Source organism: Caulobacter sp. (assembly GCF_039596335.1).
Classification (GTDB): domain Bacteria; phylum Pseudomonadota; class Alphaproteobacteria; order Caulobacterales; family Caulobacteraceae; genus Caulobacter.
Genome location: NZ_JBCNJZ010000006.1, coordinates 28335 through 50397, shown reverse-complemented (window position 1 = coordinate 50397; position 22063 = coordinate 28335). Strand labels below are relative to the sequence as shown.

Genomic DNA, 22063 nt, shown 5'->3' with positions numbered 1-22063 from the left:
CGTCACCTCCACCATCGCGCGAATGCTTACATTCGAGCGCCCCGCGGTGACGACTTTGCTGAGGACCATTAGCGCTTTGTACAGTTTTTATGTCTTGCCCCCTCGTGAGACAATTGTTGCCCCACCGTGCAGGTATGCCCCCGCGCAAGGGGCTGTGGCGGGCCTGTCACAAGCTCCTGGCAAACTGGCGACGTGAAGTTTGGCCATGATCAGAGACGGGATCGCTCGCCCCCTCCCCTCGGGTGCGGTAACGGGTGGCCGAAACGCCGAAGAACGCCTTAAAGGTCCGGCAAAAGTGGGAGAGGCTGACAAAGCCCGTCGAGAAGGCGATCTTCGACACAGGGTCACGTGAGGACGCCAGGCTGCTGGCTGCGACGCGAAGCCGAAACTCCAACAGAAGATGGCTGAAGGTCGTGCCGTTCTCGGCGCAGACATTGTGGATGGTGCGCACCGAGCACTTCAGCTCCTGGGCCGCATGCCGGGGCGAATAGTCCTCGTCGCTGAGATTATGAGCCACGCTTTGCAGCAACCGCCCCATGCGTCCGGCCGGGGTGGGCATGCGCTCTGCGTCCGCGGCGCAAAACTCAAAGCTTTGCCTCAGCATGGTGGCCAGCACGTCGAGCGACACCTTGGCCGTCGCCGGCGGGGCATCCCCCAGATCGCACGACTTGACCATGAGCGCAGCGATCTCGGCGGCGCAGAAGAAGTCCGCGGGGATCGCCTGCTCGGCCGCGAAGGCGCTCAAGCCCAGGATCGCGCGCATCGCAAACCAGGCCGGCGTCGTCAGCACCACCATCTCGGCGGCCCCCGAGGCCAGGATCGTCAGGGGCGACCAGCTGGGCATGGCGACGATCGCGCCGGCCCCGAGCACCCGCCCCGTCTTCCACCCCTGGACCTCCAGCTGGCCGTCCAGCACGGCGATCACATGCAATTCGAAAGGAATGGCGCCGCCGGTCGGCTCGCCCTCCAGCGTGCGCGCCCGCCAGATCACCGCCTGGCCTCCGTCGATCAGGACGTGATCGACCAGCCCCACATCGACGCCGGCCGAGCCGCGGACCTCGACCCGCCCCCACTCGCCGCCGCGTAGCGCCGCCAGGAAAGAAGAGCCGATGGCGGTATAGGACGCACGCGCGGCGATCGCGGCGTGCGACCGGTCGGGAGCTCCTGGGGTGACGTTCATGGCCTGCCCTTCGACGGCGATATTCGTGGCCAACATCTCAACGCTTCACTGTGGGTCAATTGTTCGGCGACGCCAGGAGGTTCGAATTGCGCTGTGAGGCAAACGAACCAGCAGGGTGAGGGAAGCGCCGCACTGCACGGCGCAACGGTTTTGACCTACGGTTCAATCCTTGAGCAACGCAGCGCGCGGCTGCTCGCTGCGATGGTCGATCACGTCGACCCGCCCCGGCGAGCCGCCTGGCCGCTGGCCCGCGCCCTCACAGGACCAGAAGATCGGGAGCTAAGATGAGCCGCCTATCCAATATCACCGACGAGACCTTCGCACGCGAGGTTCTGGCTTCGGACGTGCCCGTGCTGGTCGACGTCTATGCCGACTGGTGCGGTCCCTGCAAAAGCATGTTGCCGACGCTGGAGGATGTGGCCGGCGAGTTCGACGGCGCGGTGCGCTTCCTCAAGCTCGACCTGGACCACTGCCCCGCCACCGCCAAGGCCTATGACGTCCAGTCGATCCCCACCTATCTGATCTTCAGCGGCGGCCGGCAGGTGGAACGCTATTCCGGCGTGATGAGCCGCAGCAAGCTGGCCAAGATCCTGACCCAGCACGTCCAGGTGCGCGCATGAGCGAGGCGGCCTTTCCCGCCGGCGTGATGTCCAAATCCATGCTGCTGGCCGAGCTGTCCCGGACGCTTCCGGGAACGGCCCTGTGGTTTGGCGAACAACCGCTTTTGGACCCAACCCAGCAGCTCAGCGACCTCTACGGCCTGACGCCGGCCCTGACGCATCTGATGCGTCGCCTGGGCGGCGATGTGCGCAACACCGACGTGTCGGGCTTCTACATCAAGACGGTGGAGGGCCTGGAGCCCAAGGCCTCGACGCTGAACCTCGTGCGCGCTTGGCTGCTCTGGTGCTGGCGCGATGTCGCCTCGGAGCTGCCGCGGGATTTGACGCCGGCCGAAAGCGACGCCATCGAAAGCTGCGTGGCCTTGGCCGAGGCCAGCCTCGCCCGCCCCTCCTCCGAGGCCGAGCAAGCCGCCGCCCGATCTGGCCTTGAGGCGTCGCGCGAACGCCTGGAGGCCTTGGGGATCTTTCGCCTGCTCCTGGCTTTGGTCCAGGACCTGGTTGCCGAACCGCTCGCCGCGGCCGAGGCCGCCGCCAGTCGCCGGGCGGCGATCACCGCGTCCCTGCGAAAGGCCCACGGCTGGTCGCTGCAAGACGACGAAACCTTCACGCGCCGGTCGATGGAACTCCACGCCGTCGCCGCGGCGAAGGTTCCTGAGATGACCCCAGAGAACGTCCACGAGGTCTTTCCGCTCTACAAGGCCGAGATGCGGGTTCTCGCCGCCGCCGACGCCGAGGTCACGGAAATGAAGGCTCGCAGCGAGGCGCTCAGCTTCGAGACCGAGATCGCCGTGGAGGAATGGCTGGAACCGGCGCGCGAGGCCCTGGTCGCCCTGGCCGCCGCCCAGGCCTGATCCCGCCGGCGCGGGGCCAACGCCCCTCGCGGCCGACACGAAAAAGGCGGAGCGTTCCAGGAACGCTCCGCCTTTCTTTTGGGCGCGATGTGCGAAAGGCCTAGTTGACCAGGCCCCGTCGCACGAGCATCGCCGCCAGATCCGGCTCGCGGCCGCGGAACGCGCGGAAGCTTTCGGCGGCCGGACGCGTGGCCCCCTTGGACAGAAGCTCGCGGCGCAGAAGCTCGCCTGTCTGGCGATCCGCCCCGCCGGCCTCGACGAACCGCGCATAGGCGTCGGCCGCCAGGACCTCCGCCCACAGGTAGCTGTAGTAGCCGGCGGCGTAGTCGTAGTGGAAGATGTGCAGGAAGGCGTGGGGGAAGCGATGCCAGGCCGGCGGCTTGATCAGCGCCACCTCGTCGCGAACATCGGCCAGCACCGCCATCGGATCGGTCCCTGGCGGGCTCAGGTGCAAAAGCAGGTCGAACAGCGCCATCTCCACCTGACGCAGGATCAGCAGGCCGCCCTGGAAGTGACGGGCCTGGACCATCCGATCATAGAGCGCCCGCGGTAGCGGCGCGCCGGTCTGCCAGTGGGCCGACATGCTGGCCAGCACGTCGTAGTCCCAGGCAAAGTCCTCCATCAGCTGGCTGGGCAGCTCGACGGCGTCCCATTCAAAGCCATTGGTGCCGGCGATGCTGGGCCGATCGACCTGGGTGAACAGCAGGTGCAGGCAGTGGCCGGTCTCGTGCAGCAAGGTCAGCACGTCGTCGTGCGACAGCAGCGATGGCGCCCCCTCGACGAGCGGAGCGAAGTTACAGGTCAGGAACGCGATCGGGTTGCGTTGGCGCGCGTCGTCACGCAGGCGCGGCCGGGCCTCAGCCATCCAGGCGCCGCCCTGTTTTCCCGCCCGCGCGTGCAGATCCAGATAGACGCCCGCGAACACCGAACCATCGGCGTCGACGACGTCGAAAAACCGCGCATCGGGATGCCAGGTTTCAGCATCGGCCCGCTCGACCAGCGTGATGCCGAAGAGCTTGGTCAGCAGCTTGCGCCAACCCGCCAGAACGCGCTCCACCGGGAAGTAGGCGCGGATTTCCTGTTCGTCCAGGTCATGGCGGGCCTGGCGGACCTGGGCTCCGACATAGAGCAGATCCCACGGCTCCAGTGCCTCAAGGCCCAGCGTCTGGGTGGCGTAGTCTCGCAGGATCGCCAGGTCGCGCTCCGCGCCTGGCCGGGCGCGCGCGGCCAGGTCGCGCAGGAAGGCCAGCACGGTTTCGGAGTCGGGCGCCATCTTGGTCGACAGCGAGCGGGCGACGGGGTTTTCGAAACCAAGCAGAGCGGCGGCCTCGCGCCGAAGCTCCAGAATGCGCAGGATGCGGTCGGTATTATCGAACTTGCCCGCGTCGGCGCCCTGGTCTGAAGCGCGCACGCCGTTGGCGTAATAGACCCGCTCGCGCAGCGCGCGATCCTTGGCGAAGGTCAGGATCGCCATGACGCTTGGTTGCTGCAGCGTCACCAGCCAGCCGCTCAGCCCTTTGGCCGTGGCGTTGGCCGCGAGCATGGCGCGCGCTGGGCCAGGCAGGCCCTCCAGCAGCGCCTCATCCGTGACCAGCTCGCTCCAGGCGTCGGTCGCGTCCAGCACCGCGCCGGCGAAGTCCGTCGACAGCGCCGAAAGCTCCAGGGAGATCTCGCCGAAACGCGCCCGCTGGGCCGGCTCCAGCCCCACGCCCGCCTGCGAGAAGTCGCGCAGGGAATTGCGCAAGGTCATCTGGTCGGCCGCGGACAAAGCCGCCCGCCCGCCCTCGTTCAAGGCCGCCAGGCGATCGTAAAGACCGCGGTTCTGCAGGATCTGGGTGTTGTGAGCGGTCAGGCGCGCCATGCCCGCCCGATGCGCCGCACGCAGATCCTGGCTGTCGGCCACGGCGCGCAGGTGCGACACCGTCGACCAAAGCGCCGAAATCGCCGTATTGGCCCGCTCCAGCGGCATCCAGACCGAAGCGAAATCCCCGCCCTCCCCGGCGGCCAGGCCATCGACGACGGCTTCACGGTCGCCAAGCACCTGATCGAGCGCCTGCTCGATGGCCTCTGGCGTGACCTGCGCCCAGGCGGGCGACTGCAACGGATCAGTGAGCGCGGACGACATCATAAGCCTCGTTTTTCTGGAACAGGCGGTGGGTTCGAATAGGTTTGGTCGGGCCAAGCGCCCGCGGTCAGGCCGACGCGGGCTGGGCGGCTAGAAACCGCTCGGCCTCCAAGGCGGCCATGCAGCCCATGCCCGCCGAGGTGATGGCCTGGCGGAAATGCTTGTCCTGCACGTCGCCCGCGGCGAAGACGCCTGGCTGGCTGGTCGCCGTCGAGCCGGGCGTGACACTCAGATAGCCGTCCTCGTCCATGGCCAGCTGGCCCTTGAAGAGCTGGGTGGCCGGATCATGGCCGATCGCCACGAAGAGGCCTTCGAGCGCGACCTGGCGGACCGCGCCGCTGGCGACGTCGCGCAGCGCGACCGCCGAGACCGTACGTCCCTCTCCAAGGATCTCCTGGACCTCGACGTTCCAGACCACCTCGATCTTGGGGTGGGCCAGCAGCCGGCCCTGGTTGGTGCGGTCGGCCCTGAGCGCATCGCGGCGATGGAAGAGATAGACCTTCTCGGCGAAGTTGGTGAGGAACAGCGCCTCTTCGACGGCGGTGTTGCCGCCGCCGACCACCCCGACCACCTTGCCGCGATAGAAGAAGCCGTCGCAGGTGGCGCAGGCCGAGACCCCCGCGCCGCGGTAGCGGGTTTCGCTGTCCAGCCCCAGCCAGCGCGCCGAGGCGCCGGTCGCGATGATCAGGCTGTCGGCGGTGTAGCGCTCGCCGGTGTCGCCGACGGCCACGAATGGCCGCTGGCCAAGGTCGACCGTCTCGATCAGATCGGCCACCACCTCGACGCCGACATGCCGGGCCTGGGCGGCCATCCGGGCCATCAGGTCAGGGCCCATCACGGCGATGTCGCCGGGCCAGTTCTCAACGTCGGTGGTGATCGTCAGTTGGCCGCCCGGCTGGGGCCCCTCGATCAGCAGGGGCTCCAGGCCCGCGCGCGCGGCGTAGACGGCGGCGGTGTAGCCGGCCGGGCCCGAGCCGAGGATCAGGGTCTTGGTGTGCTTGGTCATGAGGGTGTTCCGTTCAGCCGGCGCCGCCGACGATCATGTTGTCGATCCGCACCGTGGGCTGGCCGACGCAGACATCGACCGTCTGGCCGTGCTTGCCGCAGGTGGCCTCGCCCTCGTCGAGCTTCAGGTCCGAGCCGACCATCGAGACGTGCTTTAGGGACTGGTGGCCTTGGCCGATCAGCGTCGCGCCCGAGAGCGGGGCGGTGATCTGGCCGTCCTCGATCAACCAGGCCTGGGTGGCGGAGAAGTTGAACTGGCCGCTGGTGATGTCCACGGTCCCGCCGCCGAACTCCACCGCGTAGATCCCGCTCTTGACCGAGGCGATGATCTCCTTGGGCTCGTGAGCTCCGGCCGCCAGGAAGGTGTTGGTCATGCGCGGCATGGGCAGATGGGCGTAGGATTGGCGCCGGCCGTTGCCGGTCATCCGGTCATTGAGCAGGCGGGCGTTCATCCGATCCTGCATCAACCCCACGAGCTTGCCGTTCTCGATCAGCGGCGTGCGCTGACCGACCACGCCCTCATCGTCGACATTCAACGACCCGACCGCGCCGGCGATGGTGGCGTCGTCCAGCACCGTCACGCCCGGCGCGGCCACGGTCTCGCCCATCATGCCCCCGAACACCGACATCCGCTGACGGTGGGTGTCGCCCTCCAGGCCATGGCCGACGGCTTCATGCAGCATGATCCCAGGGAAGCCGGAGGCCAGGACCACCGTCATCTCGCCCGATGGCGCGGGGCGCGCCTCCAGGCCCAGCAGAGCCGTGCGCGTCGCGCGCTGCAGCATGTGATCGACGGCGCTGGGCGACAGGTCGGCGAGCGCGAACCGCCCCCCCGTGCCGGCGCCCCCGGGGGCGCGGCGCTGACCATTATCGGCCAGGACCGAGACATAGAGGCGCACCAGGGGCCGCACGTCGGCGGCCAGCGTGCCGTCGGTGGCGGCCACCAGCACCGTGCTGTCGAGAACCCGCAGGAACGCGGTGACCTGGGTGATGCGCGGATCGATCGCGCGGGCGCGCCGATCAAGGCTCTGCAGCAGTTCGACCTTCTGAGCCGCGTCCAAGGAGCTGGCCGAGTCCACGGCCGGATAGGCGCTGCCCGCCGCCGCGCCCTCGACGAAGACGGCGCCGCCGCCGCGCTCGGCCGCGTCCTGGCCTTGCCGGCGCATGCCCTTGACCGCATCGGTCACCGCCAAGAGGCCCTTGGGCGTCATGGCGCTGGAATAGGCAAAACCGGTCTTATCGCCTGCGACCGAACGGGCGCCGACGCCTTGCTGGATCGAAAAGCCGCCGCGCGTGACGACGCCGTTCTCCAGCTGCCACTCCTCGGTGGCGGTCGTTTCGAAATAGAGGTCGGCAAAGTCCGTCTCGCGGGTGGACAGCCCATCGAGCGTCGCGGCCACAAGAGCCAGATCGACGCCGTGGGGCTCCAGCAGGGCGGCTTGGGCCAGCCCGAGGCGATGACTGGCCGCCGAGGCCGAAATGGTGGTCATGGAAGGCTCCCGGCCATGAGGGGCTAGCGCCCGGCGATCTGAAGGCTTTCGAGCAGGATCGAGCCGGTGCGGATGGCTCCCTGACGGTGGACGTCGCTGCCGATGGCGACGAGGTCGCGCAGCATCTCCTGAAGGTTGCCCGCGACGGTGAAGCCCTGGACGGGACCGGCCAGTTCGCCGCCCTGGATCCAGAAGCCGGCCGCGGCCTTGGCGTAGGCCCCGGTGACGGGATTGACGCCGCCGCCGAGGAACTCGGTCAGCCACAGGCCATCGCCCATGCGTCGCCACAGGGCCGCCATGTCGTCGCCAGGCGCTGTCGAACGGCTGGACAGGGCAAGGTTGGAGAAGCCGTCGGCGTTGCCGGTCGAGGGGCGTCCCAACTGCCGGCCCGACCGCGCGCTGAGGAAAAGACCGGCCACGACGCCGGCATCGACGACCGCGCGCCTGGCGCCCGCCACCCCCTCGCTGTCGCACACCGCGCTGGCCAGGCCGAACGGCTCGAAGGGATCTTCACGCAGGTCGACATGCGCCGGCAGGATCGTCTGGCCTACGGCGCCGGGGATGAAGGTCTGGCCTTGAACCTGGGCCCGCCCGGCCAGGGCCGCGAAGATCTCCGTCACCAGGCTGTCGGCGATGGTCGCATCCAGGAGCACCGGGCATCGCCGGCTGGAGAGGGTCTGTGCGCCAAGCTTGCCGATCGCCCGCTCGGCGGCCTCGCGCCCGACGGCCTCGGACGCCATCAGCTGGCCAAGCCGCCGGTCGGCCGCCGACCACGAGGCCGTCTCCATCGCGTTGTCGCGCTGGGCGATCGCATTGGCCCAGCGACGCTGCGCCGATCCGCCGCCAGAGCGGCAAAACCCCTGGCTGGTGGCCAAGGCCCATCGGCTGTCATGACTGGCGGCTCCAGCTTCGCTGATCCGCAACTCCTGCCCGCCCGCCGCGGCCAGGGCGCCGCGCTCGATAGCCAGGGCGGCCTGCCCCAGCGCCGATGGCGAAAGCCCCGAAGGCGCAAAAAGGCTAACCGCCGGCGTCGTCCAGGCCAGCTGGGTCTCGTCGGCAAGACCCGCCAGCGGGTCCGGCTCCAGCGCCGCGGCGATGGCGACGGCGTGATCGACGGTGCGCTCGATCGCCGCCGGGCTGAGCGCTTGCGTGGTCGCCCGGCCGGTGCGACCGCCCTTGAACACCGTCACGTCGAGCAGCGCCGCCCCGTCGCGGATCGAGGTCGCGATCTCGCCCTGGCTGGCGCGCACGCTCAGGCCGGCGGTTTCACGCACCAGGACGCGGGCCTGATCGCAGCCCAGCGCGGTGGCGCGGGCCACGCCCGCGCGGGCCAGATCGGCCAACTCCGCTTCACTGTAGAGCAGATAGCCGTCGCCCACGTCCACCGACGGGCTTGCGCCAGGACCGCTGCTGCCAATTTCAACCAAGCGCCTCTCCTAAGCTCGTCGGGCCGCGCCTGGTCCTCCGCGCCGAAGCCGGCCCGCACGGAGCTTTTCTCATGCGCGCAGCCGATGGCCGGACCGGGCCTGCCGATCCCAAGCCAGATACACCCATCGCCCCAGGCGCCCTTTCACGACGGGGCCAGATTGATTGCCTGATCGTGCAAGCCACGACGCAGGACGCCGTCGGGATCATCCGGGCACGTTGAAACAGGCCTGCCTCTGGCGTGGCGTTCAGGACGCCGCCGGCGCCCTCGGGCAAGGCCTCTTTGCTCGGGCGCGCTTATGGCGAAGCGGCCGATATGGCCCACGCGTCGAGCGTCTCGAAGAGGCCAGGACGGCGGTCCATCGTCAGGCCTGGTCGTTTCTTCGCTCAAGAGGTGTCCACCGGAGGCGCAGGCCTGAAGCGGCCTTGGGGGGAGAGGCTGCAACCTCAAGGCCCGCGCCCCCGGTGGACCGTCGTCGCCTTCAGCCCGGAGGCGTCGGCGCTCCCGAAGGCTGGGCCGGAATGGACATCGGCGCGGCGATGGGCGGCGCTGCGGGAGGCGACGACGAGGGGGGCGCGGCCGGCGCCATGACGGCCGGCGCGAGCAGGAAGGCGAAGGGATACACGGCGCCGTTGAAGGTCACCTGCAGCTGAATACGCACCGGATAGCCGCTCTGGCGATCGATCGGCACGACGATCATGCCGCCGAACCTTTCGCCCGGGTCCACGGTGGTGGTCTGCAGGATCTGTCCATCCAGTCGATCCAGCCTGTCCGCGAGGCGATCGTCGACGCCCTGGATCGCCAGCGCGCCGCCGGCCACGGCCGTCGTCGCCCCGATCACCCCGGGGGTGTTGTCCTCCCAACGGACTTCGCGGGTGTAGCCGCCGTGCGGGCCGCGAACATGCTGATAATAGGCCCCCTCGTTGGAGGCCCCGGACACCAGACCCGCCACCGCGCCCGCAAACAGCGCCGCGCCAATCTTGGCCTCGCGCGCTTTGCGCTGAGCCTGATCTGCCAGTTGCGCCCGCGTCGGCACCGCCACGGGAACACCGTCGAGGGTGGCCGACACGTTCTCGACGCCGAAGTTGGCGGACGAAACGCCCTGGTTGACGACGACCAGCGAGAAAGCCGCCTGGCCCTTGTCGGCCGACAGGGGCCGCACCTCCACGGTCCCTGCCGGGGTCGTAAGCCGGACGGTGGCGACACCTTGCGTGAACCGCGCCGTCTCCGCCCCGATCCGCTCCGGATAGAGCGTCAGGGGCCCGGCCGCGAAGGCTGGGGCCGCACAGGAGGTGACGGCGACGGCGGTGATCAGCGCCACCGATGGGGCGGTGCGGACGAACATGACAAACCTCGCGCTAGGATATTGGAAGGGAAAGGCGTGCGGCTGGCGCTCACCAGCCACCGGCGACCGACTGGATGATCACCCCGGTCGACAGCCTCACCAGCACGATGTTGGCGCCCGCGTAGTACCAGCCGCAGCCGACGGGCGCGGGCGCCAGGCCGTAGACGGCAGGCGAGATGACGACATAGCTGCGCATCATCGGCGGCAGGGTCGCGCCCACGACCCAGGTCGTGCGCGTATAGCCGCGCGGGATCGCGTAGTAGCCGTATCCCGGCGCGTAATAGTAGCCCGGGCGCGGGCCGACATAGCTGACGAAGCCGGGATGGCCCCGCCACCAGCCCGGCTGCCCCCGATCGACGACGACGACCCCATGAGGCGGCGGCGCGACGTGCGGCGGCCGACCGCCCTTGGGCGGCGGGGCGGCGTGCGGAGGATGGCCGCCAGGGCCCTGACCTGCGGCCAGGGCTTGGACGGGGCCGACCACAACCAGGGTGGCCAGCACGGTCGCGATGACGCTGGTGACGGCGACGGCCGCGCCAAAAGTGCGACGCGGGAACGACTTGGGGGAGGAAGATGACATGACCGAACTCCGTTTCTGTCAGGAGGCGATCATGGGCGGCGCACGCTTCAGCTGGTGGTGGTCAAAGTTGCGCTTTGTATCAACGCCCCTGGCCGGCCAACGGCAGGGTCAGCAAGGCGCGAAAGCCACCCTCGGGCCGATTGCGAAGCACCAGCGTCCCGCGATAGCGATGGGCCAGCGCCTGCACGATCGACAGACCAAGACCCGTGCCCCCCGTCTGGCGCGCGCGCGACGGCTCCATGCGCTCGAACGGCTCGAGCATGCGCGAAAGGCTCTCTTCGGGCACGCCGGGGCCATCATCGTCCACGCATAGATGGACCAACTCGCCCTCGACCTGCACGCGCACGGCCGCGCGACCGCCGCCATAGCGAACAGCGTTGTCGAGGAGATTGGCCAACATCCGCTGAAATGAGACATGCGAGGCGTGGACAAAAATCGCCTCCTCCAGTCGATCGACGCGAATATCCTCGCCCCGATCCTCACGCTCGGCGGCGATCAACGACAGCTCCTCGCGCAGATCGCAGACGGCGCCGTCCGCCTCCGCTCTGGCGGACTCATGCGCGAAGGTCAGCGTATCGGCGAGAAGCACGCGCATTTCCTCGACATCGGCCGCCGCCAGGTCGCGCTGGCGATCATCGGTGATGAATTCCGTGCGCAACTGAAGCCGGGTGAGATAGGTGCGGTAGTCGTGAGCGATGGCCGCCAACATCCGGGTCCGCTCTTGCAGGAAGCCGTCCAGGCGCGCCCGCAGCGAGCGGAAGGCCTCGGTCAATTCGACGATCTCACGCGGCCCGCCCGGCTCCACCGCCTCCAGCCGATCCTCGCGCACAGCGCGCGCCAGCCGCTCCACGGGCCGCGTGGTCTGCGACGCCAGCCAGAGGATGAAGACCAGATCGACCACAACGATGGCCAGTCCGAAGGCCACGATGTTGTTGAAGATCTTGGTGATCGGCGCGGTCACGCGCTGCTCGATCGAGACGGCATGGCCGTCGGCCAAGGCGACCACGACACGCATGGCGTCGGACGACAGAGCCGTGCGGCGCAAGCTGGCCGGGCCGGCGTCCGATGAGACCTCGATCCGGAAGGGCCGTCCGCCGAGCGCCTTGGAGTAGCGTTCGAGCGTTTGTGCGGTGGCGGTGTCGGGCGCGGCAGGCGGTAGCGCGGCCAGCAACCGCACGCGCAACGCGGAGTCGGAGAAGGCCCGCACCAAGCCGGGATGGGTGTTGGGCGGGGCATGCTCGAAGGCGGCCGTGATCAGCGCCGCCTTCTCGGGATCGGGCAGGCGGTAGAACGGCGCCATCTTGCGGCTGTCGGCTCCAGCCGTGAACGCGAAAACCACGAGGATCATGGCGCACAGGTGGACCAGGACAATGAGCCCGATCCGCTCGCGCAGACGGGCCCGGCGCAAGCTCAACATCGCACCACCGCCGGCGAGAACAGATAGCCGTCGCCGCGCACGGTGCGGATCATGGTCGGCTCGCGCGGATCATCGCCGAGCTTGCGACGCAGGCGGCTCATCTGCACGTCGATCACCCGATCGAACGGCGCGGCGGCCTTTCCCCGGGTGCGGTCGATCAGCAGCTCGCGCGAAAGGATACGCTTGGGATTAAGCAGCAGGATGTGGAGCAGGTCGAACTCGCTGGTCGTCAGCAAGACCGGCTCCCCCGCGGGATTGGTCAGTTCGCGCGAAGCGATGTTGAGCACCCAGCCGTCGAAGCGCAGATGCTCGCCGGTCTCGGCCTCGATGGCCGAAGCGACGTCGCGCATGCGGCGCAGGACCGAGCGCAGCCGCGCCAGGAGCTCGCGCTTGTGGAACGGCTTGGCCAGATAGTCGTCTGCGCCGATCTCCAGGCCGATGATCCGGTCGATCGGATCGTCCTTGGCGGTGACGATCAGGATCGGCAGCTTGGGGAAGCGCGCGCGCAGTCGGCCGCAGATTTCCAGGCCATCCTCGCCCGGCAGCATCAGGTCCAGGATCAGGCAGTCGATGCGCTCCAGCACCCCGGCTCGCTCCAGGGGCGCGGACCCCTCGAAGGCGAGCACCTCGAAATTCTCACGCTCCAGCAGGGTCTTTACGAGGTCGCGAATACCAGGATCGTCCTCGACGATCGCAACCAGGCCGCTCGACAACACAGGATCGGGCGCCATGAGCGGGCCTCCTTACTCTACGGGACCGGTCTTAGACGAGGTTGGGCCGAGAGGGCAGCACCCGCCCGGCCCGCACGGGTCACTTCCCATATTTTGCGGCGAGCGCGCGCAGTTCCTCGGGGGTGATCTTGCCATCCTTGTTGGTGTCGGCCATCTCGAAGCCCCGATCGCGGCGGCCGGCGGCCTTCCATTCAGCGGCCGACAGGGCGCCGTCCTTGTTGGTGTCGATCTGCGCGAACATCGCCTTGGCTTGCTCGGGCGACGGCTGGGCGGCGGCCGACATGGCCGCCAAAAGGCCAACGCCGACGAGCGCGGCCACGATCATCCTACGGGTCATGATCATTCTCCTCTTGGGATGCCCGTCAGTGGGCCGACGCTGCTCTAGTCTGGCCAGGCGCCGCGCGCGTGAAGCTTCATGTCAGTTTGTAACGACGCCTGGCTGCAGCGTTCCGCGCCTTCCCCGTTCACGGGGCGAAGCGGACAAGACTGCGGCGGGCGCGATCTCCCGTCGCTGAGCCGTGGTCGGCGCCCACGTCAGGCCGGGTGGATGCTCCGTCGTTACAAACCGTTACAAAGCACCCGACCCGCTGTTGCGCAGTGCGTCCATTCCCATCGCGCCCAGCCCAAGGCCCAAGACGGCGGGGCTCAAACGACGGGAAAACCATGGTGCGCAACCTCCTCCCCTCGCCGCTTACGGCGCTCGCGGCGCTTTTGCTGCTTTCAGCCTGCGCGGCCGAGGAGCCCGTCAAGACAGAGCGGCGCGCCGTCGCCGTCCTGAAGGTCATGCCCGCGACCGACGGCGCGGCGGCCAGCTTCCCCGGCGAGATCCGCTCGGCCTATGAAAGCCAGTTGGGTTTCCAGGTCGCTGGACGCATCGTCACCCGCGCCATCAATACGGGCGAGACGGTAAAGGCAGGTCAGGCGCTGTTGCGCCTCGATCCGGCCGATTACGCCCGGGCGCTCGACAGCGCCACCGCTCAGACGGGCGCGGCCCGCACGGTCGCAGCCGCCCAAAGCGCTGACCTGGCTCGCGCAAGCGATCTGCTGGGGCAGGGCTTCATCTCGCGCGCCGAGTTCGATCAGGCCAAGGCCGCGACCGATCAGGCCGGAGCACAGCTGCGCGCGGCCGAGGCCCAACGCGGCGGCGCGGCCGCCCAACTAGGTCGTACGACCCTCACCGCGCCCCGCGCCGGAATCATCATCCAGGTTCAGGGCGAAGTCGGCCAGGTCGTGCCCGCCGGGTCGGCGGTCGTCACGATCGCCGATCCGGCTCGCCCCGAAATAGCTGTCGCGCTTCCAGAGGGCGCGCTCGGCGCGGTCCAGAACGCCAAGCGCCTGACGGTCACGCTTTTGAGCGATCCAGGCCGAACCTATGAGGCCAGGCTTCGCACCCTAGCGGGCGCGGCCGATCCTGCCACCCGCACCTTCGCCGCCCGCCTGAGCATCCTGGGCGACGCTCAGCTACGCATCGGCGAGACGGCCGAGCTGCATGTGGAAGGCCAGCGCGCCGCCTTCGCCCTCAGCGTTCCTCTCACCGCGGTCGCCCGCGGCGCCAGCGGGGCCCAGGTGTGGGTCCTGGATCGCAACACCATGAGCGTCCAGCCGCGCGCCGTGAGTCTAGGCGCGCCCAAGGGCGACGCCCTGACCGTTCTCACCGGGCTTGAGGCGGGTGAGACGATCGTGACGGCCGGCGTCCATCTGCTGCGCCCAGGCGAGAAGGTCCGCGTCGTGGACGTGCCGGCCTCGTGAGCAAAGCCATGACCCAGTTCAACCTTTCGCGCTGGGCGCTCGCGCACCAGCAGTTCGTCGGCTTCCTGCTCGCGCTCGCCGCGGTGGCGGGCCTGCTTTCCTACTCCGCGCTCGGCCGCAAGGAGGATCCGGAGTTCACCGTCAAGACGATGATGATCTCGGTCGGCTGGCCTGGCGCCAGCGCCGAGGAGATCGCCCAGCAGGTCGTCAAGCCGATCGAGACGCGGCTGATGGAGAACATCCCCGACATCGACTACGTCAAGACCAAGGCGCGCCCCGGCCAGGCCACGCTGAACGTCACGTTGGTCTCCACCGTCAAGGCCAGCGCGATTAAGGACATCTGGTACGACGTCCGCAAGACCGTGAACGATCATCGGGGCGACCTGCCCGACGGGGTCGTGGGACCCAGCTTCAACGACGAGTTCGGCGCCACCTTCGGCAACATCTACGCGGTCACCGGCGCGGGCTTTAGCCCTGCAACCTTGCGACGCTACGCCGAGGACCTGCGCGATCGCATCCAGGCCCTGCCTGACGTCGCCAAGACCGAAGTGATCGGCCAGCAGGACGAGGCCATCTACGTCACCTATGACAGCGCGCGCCTGGCCATGCTCGGCGTCTCGGCCCAGGCGATCGCCGATGCGCTGAAGACCACCAACGCGATCGCCGCCTCGGGCACGGTCGAGGCCGGCGCCGAACGCGTGCGGTTGCAGGTGGTTGGCGACTACGGCTCGGTCGCGGCCGTGGGCGCCACGCCGATCGTGGCGGGCGGCAAGAGCGTGCGCCTGGATTCGATCGCCGCCATCGAGCGTCGCGCCATCGACCCGCCTACCTTCAAGATGCGCTTCGGCGGCCAGGACGCGGTCGGGGTCGGCATCAGCCTGCGCGCCGACGGCGACGTCGCCCGCCTGGGCGAGAACCTGAAGAAGACCGTCGCGGCGATGCAGGCGCAGTTGCCGGCCGGCGTCGAGATCCACACCGTTTCCGACCAGACGCACGTCGTCGACGAGGCGGTCGGCGAGTTCACCCGCTCGCTGCTGGAGGCGATCGTGATCGTCCTGGCCGTGAACTTCCTGTCGCTGGGCTGGCGGCCGGGGATCGTCGTGGCCCTGTGCATCCCGCTAGTCCTGGCCATGACGTTCGTGGGCATGCGCTACATGGGCATCGACCTGCAGCGCATCTCGCTGGGCGCGCTGATCATCGCGCTGGGCCTGCTGGTCGACGACGCGATCATCGTCGTGGAGTCGGTGGCCACCCATCTCCAGGCGGGCTGGACGCGCACCAAGGCCGCGGTCAGCGCCTACGCCGTCACCGCCATGCCAATGCTGGTGGGCACGCTGATCACCGTCGCCGGCTTCCTGCCGATCGTGGTCTCGCAAGCCACGGCCAGCGAATACGTCAAGTCGCTGTTCCAGGTGATCGCGCTGGCCCTGGTCCTGTCGTGGATCGTGGCGGTGATCTTCACTCCGTTCCTGGCCTATCACATCCTGCCCCAGCGCCAGGATGCGCGCGAGGACGCCGGCGCGCCCCAGGAGCAGTACGACGGCCGCTTCTATGGTTGGTTCCGCCGGCTGCTGGATCGCTGCCTTGACCGCCGCACGACGATCGTGACGACGGCGGTCGTCCTGTTCGTCGGCGCGGTCTTCCTGTTCCAGTGGGGCGTGCCGCGCCAGTTCTTCCCCGCGTCCGACCGGCCAGAACTGGTCGTCGATCTGCAGCTTTCGCAAAACGCCAGCTTCGCCCAGACCCAGGCGGTGGCCGCACGGATGGAAAAGCTGCTGGCGAAGGATCCGCGCATCGTTTCGGTCACCACCTATGTCGGCGGCGGCTCGCCCCGCTTCTACCTGCCGCTCAACGTGCAGACGCCCGACATCACGCTGGCCGAGCTTGTGCTCCAGACCAAGGATGAGGCCGCGCGCGAGGCGGTCGTCGACACCCTCCAGAACCTTTTGGCCACCACCTTCCCCGAAGTGCGCGGCCGCGTAAGCCGACTGGAGAACGGCCCTTCGGTCGGCCAGCCCCTGCAGTATCGCCTGGCCGGCCCTGATCTCGATGCGCTCAGGCCCGTGGCCGCGCAGATGGAGGAGTTGCTCCGCGCCAATCCTCATGCGCGGGACGTGAACAACGACATCGGCGAGCCGCTGAAGACGGTTCGTGTCGACCTCGACCAGGACAAGGTGCGCGCGCTGGGCCTCTCCACCCAGACCGTCCAGCAGTCGCTGCAGGCCGCGCTCGGCGGCGTGGCGACGACCACCTTCCGCGATCAGGATCGGGCGCTGGATGTCACGATGCGCCTGTCGAGCGACGAGCGCACCGATCTTGGCCGGATCGCCAACCTGCCGATCGCCACGCCGAACGGCCCCGTGGCGCTCGCCCAACTGGGCCAGGTCTCGGCCGGCAGCGAGCCGGCCTTGCTCAACCAGCGCAATCGCCAGCCCACCGTCACCATCGCCGCGGACGTCGAGGGCCTGCAGGCCAGCGACCTGGCCAAGCAGCTCAAGCCCGAAGTGGATCGCCTGCGCGCGCAACTGCCGCCCGGCGCCTCGATCGTCATGGGCGGCGCCGAGGAGCAGAGCGCGATCAACCAGCGCGCCACGATGGCGGCCGTGCCCGTCGCGGTCATGGTGATCGTGGTCTTGCTGATGATCCAGTTGCAGAACGTCAAACGCATGCTGGTGGTGCTGGCGACTGGTCCGCTGGCGCTGATCGGGGTCGCCCTGATCATGGCGATCTTCCGCATCCCCTTTGGCTTCGTGGCCATGCTCGGCTCGCTGGCCCTGTTTGGCATGGTGCTGCGCAATTCCGTCATCCTGATCGCGCAGATCGACACCCTCTCGGCCCACGGCCTGACCATGCGCCAGGCCGTGCGCGAGGCGGCCGTCCATCGCCTGCGCCCGATCATGTTGACCGCGCTCGCCGCGATCCTGGCGATGATCCCGCTGACCCGCTCGACCTTCTGGGGGCCGATGGCCTGGGCGATCATGGGCGGGCTGATCGTCGCCACCATCCTCACCCTGGTGGTGCTGCCCGCCCTTTACGAGCTGGTGTTCGACCGCCCGGGCAGGACGAAGGCCCTTCTGGAGACCATCGCATGACGCGCACGCTTCTTCTGCTGGGGGCGGCGATGACGATCGCGGCCCCCGCCCACGCCACCGACCTCGTCGAAGCCTGGCAAGCCGCACTCGCCCACGACCCCGACTATCGCAGCGCCGAGGCCAGCCGCGACGCCGGCCAGGAATTTGCCGCCCAAGCGCGCGCCCTAAAGCGCCCCAGCGTCCAGTTGCAGACCGGCTATCAATATAGCGGCGTCGAAACCGACGCGCAGTTCCCCGACGACCTGGATCCGCTGTTCAGCGGGACGCGCAACAGCGCCCGCGCCACGGTGGGCCTCCAGGCCGTCCAGCCGATCTACGACGCGTCCAAACGCGCCCAGGCGACCCAGCTGCAGGCCAAAGCGGCCGGCGCGGAGGCGCAGTTCAGCAGCGCCCAGCAGGACCTCATCCTGCGGGTGGCCCAGGCCTATTTCGCGGTGCTCGCGGGCGAAGACAAGGTCGCCTCCTACGACAGGCAGGTCGACGCAGCCGAGCAGCAGCGCCGCGCCGCCCAGGCCCGCTTCGACGCCGGACGCGCCAAGATCACCGATGTGCGCGACGCCGAAGCCCAACGCGACGCCGCCCAAGCCCAGCGCATCGCCGCCGAGGCCGAACTGGCGACAGCCAGCGACGTCTTCCGGGAGCTGACGGGGCTGGTCCCAAGCGACCTGCATCGTCCCACCGAACACTTCACAGCGCCCCTGCCCCCGCTATCGGCCGACGACGCTGGTCGCCGCGCCGAGGTCCAATCGCTGCAGGTCAAGGCCGCGACCCAGGCGGCCCGGGCGGCCGGCGCCGACATCGATCGCTATCGCCTCGCCGGTCGGCCGGTGGTGGAGGGCGTCGCCGGCTATCAGGGCCAGTATCGGACCGATGGAGACAGAGGCAACGGGATTGTCCCCGATCGCGTCCAATCCGCATCGGTCGGGGTGCGGCTGACCGTGCCGCTCTACGCCGGCGGCGCGATCGCATCCAAGGAGCGCGAGGCGCGCGCCAACGCCGCCAAGGCCCAACGCGATCTGGATGCAGCCCGGCGCGATGCGCGCCTGTCCGCGCAGAAGGCCTGGTACGCCGCGAGCACCGGCGCGCGCCGCATCGCTGCGCTGGAGACCGCACAAGCGTCGGCCGACGCCAAGCAGCAGGCCGCGGCCATCGGCCGAGATGTTGGCAACCGCACGCAGACCGACCTGCTCAACGCGCAAAGCCAGAGCCTGGCCAATGCGCGCGACCGCTCCGTCGCGGTCTACGACTACCTGGTGGCGCGGCTGCAGCTGTCGGCGGCGATGGGCGAGCTTGGCCCCGATCAGCTCGCCGAGATCAATAACCTGATCGAGGGAACCTGAAGGGCGAGCGGAGACCTGTCCGCAGAGGCCCAGGGTCTGCTCCATCGCGCTCAGCGTTTGGGTGAAGACCGGGGCGGAAATGCTGGCGACGCCAATCGTCGCCCGGCCGCTTGCTCGCATCGCGGACCTCCAGCCCACGGCACTGACACCCAGGTGATCGCGACACGGAAGACCGACCAACCCAATCAGCGCCTCACGTCCGCCAGGTCGGCCATCGGTGGGGGTTTGAGACGGATGCTTTCCCAATCCCGTTGCAACGCCTCGTACGATCGGCCCCCCGCCAGAGATCTCTGGCCTGGGAGGCGCGGCAAGGGGTTTTGAAACAGCCATTGCGGACGCCAGCGCCGAGCGGGCGCATGGGCGGCCAAACCTATGCCGCCCCGACCAGGGCTCTGGTCGGACGGGCGCCAGACGCGCCGCCAACATGGGACCAATGATCCCCAATTCTCAAAAAAATAGCCGCTATATATCCACTCGCAAGCAAATGAGTGGCCCGGCAGCGCCGTCAGGACCATGAGGCGGCGGCTCAAGGCCCCAACTTCGTGAAAGCGCGGCGCCAACTGACCACCCGGCATTTCACAGCGCGGTAGCCCCAAAGGGCCTGCCGCGAAGGAGGCAAGGTGTCTTCAGCGACCTTGAGCATCAAGGCGGCGCCGCGCAGGAGCAACCTGGGCTACGAGCGCGTGTTCCGCCAAGGACGGCTGACCTTGGGCTTCATCGCGCCGCTGGAAGCCTATCCGGACTCGCCCTTCCCCACCCTCGCCGAGCACGCCCGGCTTGCTCGGAAGATCGACGAGAGCGGCTTCGCCGCGCTGTGGATGCGCGATGTCCCCTTCTTCGATCCGACTTTCGGCGACGCCGGTCAGATTCTGGATCCGTTCGTCTATGCCGGCTACCTGGCCGCGGCGACCCAGCGGATCGCGCTTGGAACCGCCGGCGTCGTCCTGCCCCTGCGTGATCCGCTGATCGTCGCCAAACAGGCCGCGTCGGTCGATCAACTGACGGGCGGCCGCTTTGTCCTGGGCCTCTCCAGCGGAGACCGAAGCGCCGAATACCCCGCCTTCGGCGTTGACTACGCCAATCGCGCCGATCGCTTTCGCGAAGCCTTCGAGCTGATCGCCAAGGTCCTGGAAGCCGACTTCCCGCAAGTTCAAACCCGCCACTACGGCACGCTCGACGGGGCGCTGGACCTGATCCCCAAGCCCGTCCGGGCGATGCCGATGATCGTCATCGGCCAAGCGCGCCAGGATCCGGCCTGGATCGGCGCGAACGCCGACGCCTGGATCGGACATCTTAGCGACTTTACACGCCTTCCCGACAAGCTTCGGGCTTGGCGAGAGAGCGGAGAGGACGGCCGCTTTCGTCCCTATGGCTATGGCAGCTTTTTCGAGCTGGCCGCAGATCCGGGCGCGCCCCTGCAGCACATCGGCAATCGTTTCCGCATCGGTCGCAATCGATTGACCGACCTTCTGAAGGACCAGGAGCGGCAGGGCGTCAATCACGTCGCGCTGAACCTGAAACCTCAGCGGCGGCCAGCCGAAGAGGTCATCCAGGAACTGGCCGAGTTCGTTCTGCCCCATTTCCCCAGCGACGACGGATAGCCGCGTCCCGACCCGACACCCGAGCCGCCCATTCGCTTGGCGAGGATCAGAGCCCCTCGCGAACGAAGGCTCGGGCAAGCGCCGCGCTCACCTCGCGGCATCCCCCAGGCTCCAACCTTCCCTCCCCCAAAGGAACACCCCCATGACTGTACTGACTGGCAAGCGCGCCCTCGTCACCGGCGCGGCCCGCGGCATCGGCGCCGGCATCGCCCTGGACCTCGCCGACAAGGGCGCGGACGTCGTCATCACCTATGAGCGCTCGGCCGACGCCGCCGCCGAACTGGTCAAGCAGATCGAGGCCAAGGGCCGCCGCGCCTTCGCCATCCAGGCCGACAGCGCCGACGCCGACGCCGTGAAGGCCTCGGTGAAGGAAGCCGCCGAGAAGCTGGGCGGCCTGGACATCCTGGTCAACAACGCCGGCGTGCTGTTTGGCAGCTCCACCGAAGCCATGCCGCTGGACCAGATCGACAAGATCATCGCCGTCAACGTCCGCAGCGTCGTGCTGGCCTCGCAGGCCGCCATCCCGCTGCTCTCGGACGGCGGCCGCATCATCTCGATCGGTTCGTGCCTGGCCGAACGCGTCGCCTTCGAAGGTCTGACGGTCTACTCGATGTCGAAGTCGGCGCAGCTGTCGTTCACCCGCGGCCTGGCCCGTGAACTGGGCCCGCGCGGCATCACCGTCAACATGGTTCACCCCGGTCCGACCGACACCGACATGAACCCCAAGAACGGCCCGGAAGCCGAAGGCATGCGTCAGCACATCGCCCTGGGCCACTATGGCAAGGTCGAAGACGTGGCCGCGGCCGTGACCTTCCTGGCCAGCCCGGCCGCCAAGCACATCACCGGCACGGGTCTGTCCGTCGACGGCGGCACCAACGCCTGATCTATCGATCGACGGCCCCGCTCCGCGGGGCCGTCATCTCTACCGGAGAAGACCATGAGCATGCTGGACCACGCTCGCCGGATGGCGCGCTACAATAGCTGGATGAACCGCAAGGTTTACGATGCGGCCAAGTCGCTGGCGCCCGCGGAGCTCGCCGCCGATCGCGGGGCCTTCTTCGGATCGGTGCTGGGAACCCTCAATCACCTGATCGTGGGCGACACCTTCTGGATGCGGGCGCTGTCGGGCCATTCGAAGGGCGAGGGTCTGGCCCGCACCGCAGACCGCATGCCGCTCGCGCGAAGCCTCAATCATATTCTCTTCCGGGACATGGCCGAGTTGGAAGCTCATCGGCACATTCTCGACGCTGGCTGGCAGGATTTCGTCGACCAGCTCACCGAGGCCGACATGAACGAGATGGTCGCCTACCCCAGCGGTCGATATGGCGCGCTCGATTGCGACGCCTTCGCCCTGCTCTGCCACGTCTTCAACCACCAGACCCACCATCGCGGTCAGGTGTCGACGCTGCTGACCCAAGCGGGCCTGGACATCGGTTCCACCGACCTGCTGGTCCAAATCCTCAACGACGCGGCCAACCGCGCCGACGGCTGACCCCACCGCCCCCCCTTAC

Annotated in this window: 18 protein-coding genes; 8 read left to right on the top strand and 10 right to left on the bottom strand. The window is 68.6% G+C overall.

Translation table 11 applies throughout. From position 1 onward, the window contains the following. Positions 1-166: 166 nt before the first annotated feature. A complete protein-coding gene (locus ABDW31_RS13665; protein WP_343698979.1) occupies positions 167-1213 on the bottom strand; it encodes an AraC family transcriptional regulator in 1047 nt (348 codons plus the stop codon). Positions 1214-1464: 251 nt separating this feature from the next. Here ABDW31_RS13665 and trxA point away from each other — a divergent pair, with 251 nt between their 5' ends. Together trxA and ABDW31_RS13655 are read left to right on the top strand one after the other, a co-directional pair. Beyond that, on the top strand, positions 1465-1800 hold the full coding sequence (gene trxA, locus ABDW31_RS13660; RefSeq protein ID WP_343698978.1) for a thioredoxin: 336 nt from the start codon (positions 1465-1467) through the stop codon (positions 1798-1800). Beyond that, on the top strand, positions 1797-2651 hold the full coding sequence (locus ABDW31_RS13655; RefSeq protein ID WP_343698977.1) for a hypothetical protein: 855 nt from the start codon (positions 1797-1799) through the stop codon (positions 2649-2651). The genes trxA and ABDW31_RS13655 overlap by 4 nt, the downstream gene beginning before the upstream one ends. Before the next feature lie 100 nt (positions 2652-2751). Here the strand turns inward: ABDW31_RS13655 and ABDW31_RS13650 are convergent, their stop codons facing one another. The 9 genes from ABDW31_RS13650 to ABDW31_RS13610 form a co-directional block, all read right to left on the bottom strand. Beyond that, a complete protein-coding gene (locus ABDW31_RS13650) occupies positions 2752-4776 on the bottom strand; it encodes a M3 family metallopeptidase (RefSeq protein ID WP_343698976.1) in 2025 nt (674 codons plus the stop codon). A 67-nt stretch (positions 4777-4843) separates the two neighbouring features. Next, the gene (gene trxB, locus ABDW31_RS13645; RefSeq protein ID WP_343698975.1) at positions 4844-5782 is read right to left on the bottom strand and encodes a thioredoxin-disulfide reductase; all 939 of its coding nucleotides are present in this window, start codon (positions 5780-5782) and stop codon (positions 4844-4846) included. Positions 5783-5795: 13 nt separating this feature from the next. After that, a complete protein-coding gene (locus ABDW31_RS13640; RefSeq protein WP_343698974.1) occupies positions 5796-7271 on the bottom strand; it encodes a metallopeptidase TldD-related protein in 1476 nt (491 codons plus the stop codon). Positions 7272-7294: 23 nt separating this feature from the next. Further along, positions 7295-8698, bottom strand: coding sequence for a metallopeptidase TldD-related protein (locus tag ABDW31_RS13635; protein WP_343698973.1), 1404 nt, complete (start codon positions 8696-8698; stop codon positions 7295-7297). A gap of 480 nt (positions 8699-9178) precedes the next feature. Then, entirely contained in the window at positions 9179-10042 is an 864-nt protein-coding gene (locus ABDW31_RS13630) for a hypothetical protein (protein WP_343698972.1), read from the bottom strand. A gap of 49 nt (positions 10043-10091) precedes the next feature. After that, positions 10092-10622: an RcnB family protein gene (locus tag ABDW31_RS13625; RefSeq protein ID WP_343698971.1), complete on the bottom strand. Its 531-nt coding sequence runs from the start codon at positions 10620-10622 to the stop codon at positions 10092-10094. 79 nt (positions 10623-10701) lie between these two features. Continuing rightward, complete coding sequence (locus tag ABDW31_RS13620) at positions 10702-12039, bottom strand: ATP-binding protein (RefSeq protein ID WP_343698970.1); 1338 nt, start codon at positions 12037-12039, stop codon at positions 10702-10704. Then, positions 12033-12770 (bottom strand): response regulator, encoded by a 738-nt coding sequence (locus tag ABDW31_RS13615; RefSeq protein WP_343698969.1) that lies wholly within the window; start codon positions 12768-12770, stop codon positions 12033-12035. Before ABDW31_RS13615 ends, ABDW31_RS13620 begins: the two co-directional genes overlap by 7 nt. Positions 12771-12849: 79 nt before the next feature. Further along, a complete protein-coding gene (locus tag ABDW31_RS13610; protein ID WP_343698968.1) occupies positions 12850-13107 on the bottom strand; it encodes an EF-hand domain-containing protein in 258 nt (85 codons plus the stop codon). A gap of 326 nt (positions 13108-13433) precedes the next feature. Between ABDW31_RS13610 and ABDW31_RS13605 the strand changes: the two genes are divergently transcribed. The 6 genes from ABDW31_RS13605 to ABDW31_RS13580 all read left to right on the top strand — a co-directional run bounded on the left by ABDW31_RS13605 (position 13434) and on the right by ABDW31_RS13580 (position 22044). Next, positions 13434-14519, top strand: a complete 1086-nt coding sequence (locus ABDW31_RS13605) for an efflux RND transporter periplasmic adaptor subunit (protein WP_343698967.1) — start codon at positions 13434-13436, stop codon at positions 14517-14519. Between the two features lie 8 nt (positions 14520-14527). Beyond that, positions 14528-17611 (top strand): efflux RND transporter permease subunit, encoded by a 3084-nt coding sequence (locus ABDW31_RS13600; protein ID WP_343698966.1) that lies wholly within the window; start codon positions 14528-14530, stop codon positions 17609-17611. Next, positions 17608-18951, top strand: coding sequence for a TolC family outer membrane protein (locus ABDW31_RS13595; protein WP_343698965.1), 1344 nt, complete (start codon positions 17608-17610; stop codon positions 18949-18951). The genes ABDW31_RS13600 and ABDW31_RS13595 overlap by 4 nt, the downstream gene beginning before the upstream one ends. 620 nt (positions 18952-19571) lie before the next feature. Continuing rightward, positions 19572-20552, top strand: a complete 981-nt coding sequence (locus ABDW31_RS13590) for an LLM class oxidoreductase (protein WP_343698964.1) — start codon at positions 19572-19574, stop codon at positions 20550-20552. A gap of 142 nt (positions 20553-20694) precedes the next feature. Continuing rightward, positions 20695-21435 (top strand): 3-oxoacyl-ACP reductase family protein, encoded by a 741-nt coding sequence (locus ABDW31_RS13585; RefSeq protein ID WP_343698963.1) that lies wholly within the window; start codon positions 20695-20697, stop codon positions 21433-21435. 54 nt (positions 21436-21489) lie between these two features. Next, a complete protein-coding gene (locus tag ABDW31_RS13580) occupies positions 21490-22044 on the top strand; it encodes a DinB family protein (RefSeq protein WP_343698962.1) in 555 nt (184 codons plus the stop codon). Positions 22045-22063 lie beyond the last annotated feature (19 nt).

Excerpts from the sequence above, each read along its gene's own strand:
- ABDW31_RS13615 (WP_343698969.1), bottom strand. The coding sequence starts at position 12,770 with ATGGCGCCCGATCCTGTGTTGTCGAGCGGCCTGGTTGCGATCGTCGAG.
- ABDW31_RS13605 (WP_343698967.1), top strand. The coding sequence starts at position 13,434 with ATGGTGCGCAACCTCCTCCCCTCGCCGCTTACGGCGCTCGCGGCGCTT.
- ABDW31_RS13580 (WP_343698962.1), top strand. The coding sequence starts at position 21,490 with ATGAGCATGCTGGACCACGCTCGCCGGATGGCGCGCTACAATAGCTGG.
- trxB (WP_343698975.1), bottom strand. The coding sequence starts at position 5,782 with ATGACCAAGCACACCAAGACCCTGATCCTCGGCTCGGGCCCGGCCGGC.
- ABDW31_RS13585 (WP_343698963.1), top strand. The coding sequence starts at position 20,695 with ATGACTGTACTGACTGGCAAGCGCGCCCTCGTCACCGGCGCGGCCCGC.
- ABDW31_RS13610 (WP_343698968.1), bottom strand. The coding sequence starts at position 13,107 with ATGACCCGTAGGATGATCGTGGCCGCGCTCGTCGGCGTTGGCCTTTTG.
- ABDW31_RS13640 (WP_343698974.1), bottom strand. The coding sequence starts at position 7,271 with ATGACCACCATTTCGGCCTCGGCGGCCAGTCATCGCCTCGGGCTGGCC.
- ABDW31_RS13625 (WP_343698971.1), bottom strand. The coding sequence starts at position 10,622 with ATGTCATCTTCCTCCCCCAAGTCGTTCCCGCGTCGCACTTTTGGCGCG.
- ABDW31_RS13595 (WP_343698965.1), top strand. The coding sequence starts at position 17,608 with ATGACGCGCACGCTTCTTCTGCTGGGGGCGGCGATGACGATCGCGGCC.
- ABDW31_RS13650 (WP_343698976.1), bottom strand. The coding sequence starts at position 4,776 with ATGTCGTCCGCGCTCACTGATCCGTTGCAGTCGCCCGCCTGGGCGCAG.
- ABDW31_RS13620 (WP_343698970.1), bottom strand. The coding sequence starts at position 12,039 with ATGTTGAGCTTGCGCCGGGCCCGTCTGCGCGAGCGGATCGGGCTCATT.
- ABDW31_RS13655 (WP_343698977.1), top strand. The coding sequence starts at position 1,797 with ATGAGCGAGGCGGCCTTTCCCGCCGGCGTGATGTCCAAATCCATGCTG.
- ABDW31_RS13600 (WP_343698966.1), top strand. The coding sequence starts at position 14,528 with ATGACCCAGTTCAACCTTTCGCGCTGGGCGCTCGCGCACCAGCAGTTC.
- ABDW31_RS13630 (WP_343698972.1), bottom strand. The coding sequence starts at position 10,042 with ATGTTCGTCCGCACCGCCCCATCGGTGGCGCTGATCACCGCCGTCGCC.
- trxA (WP_343698978.1), top strand. The coding sequence starts at position 1,465 with ATGAGCCGCCTATCCAATATCACCGACGAGACCTTCGCACGCGAGGTT.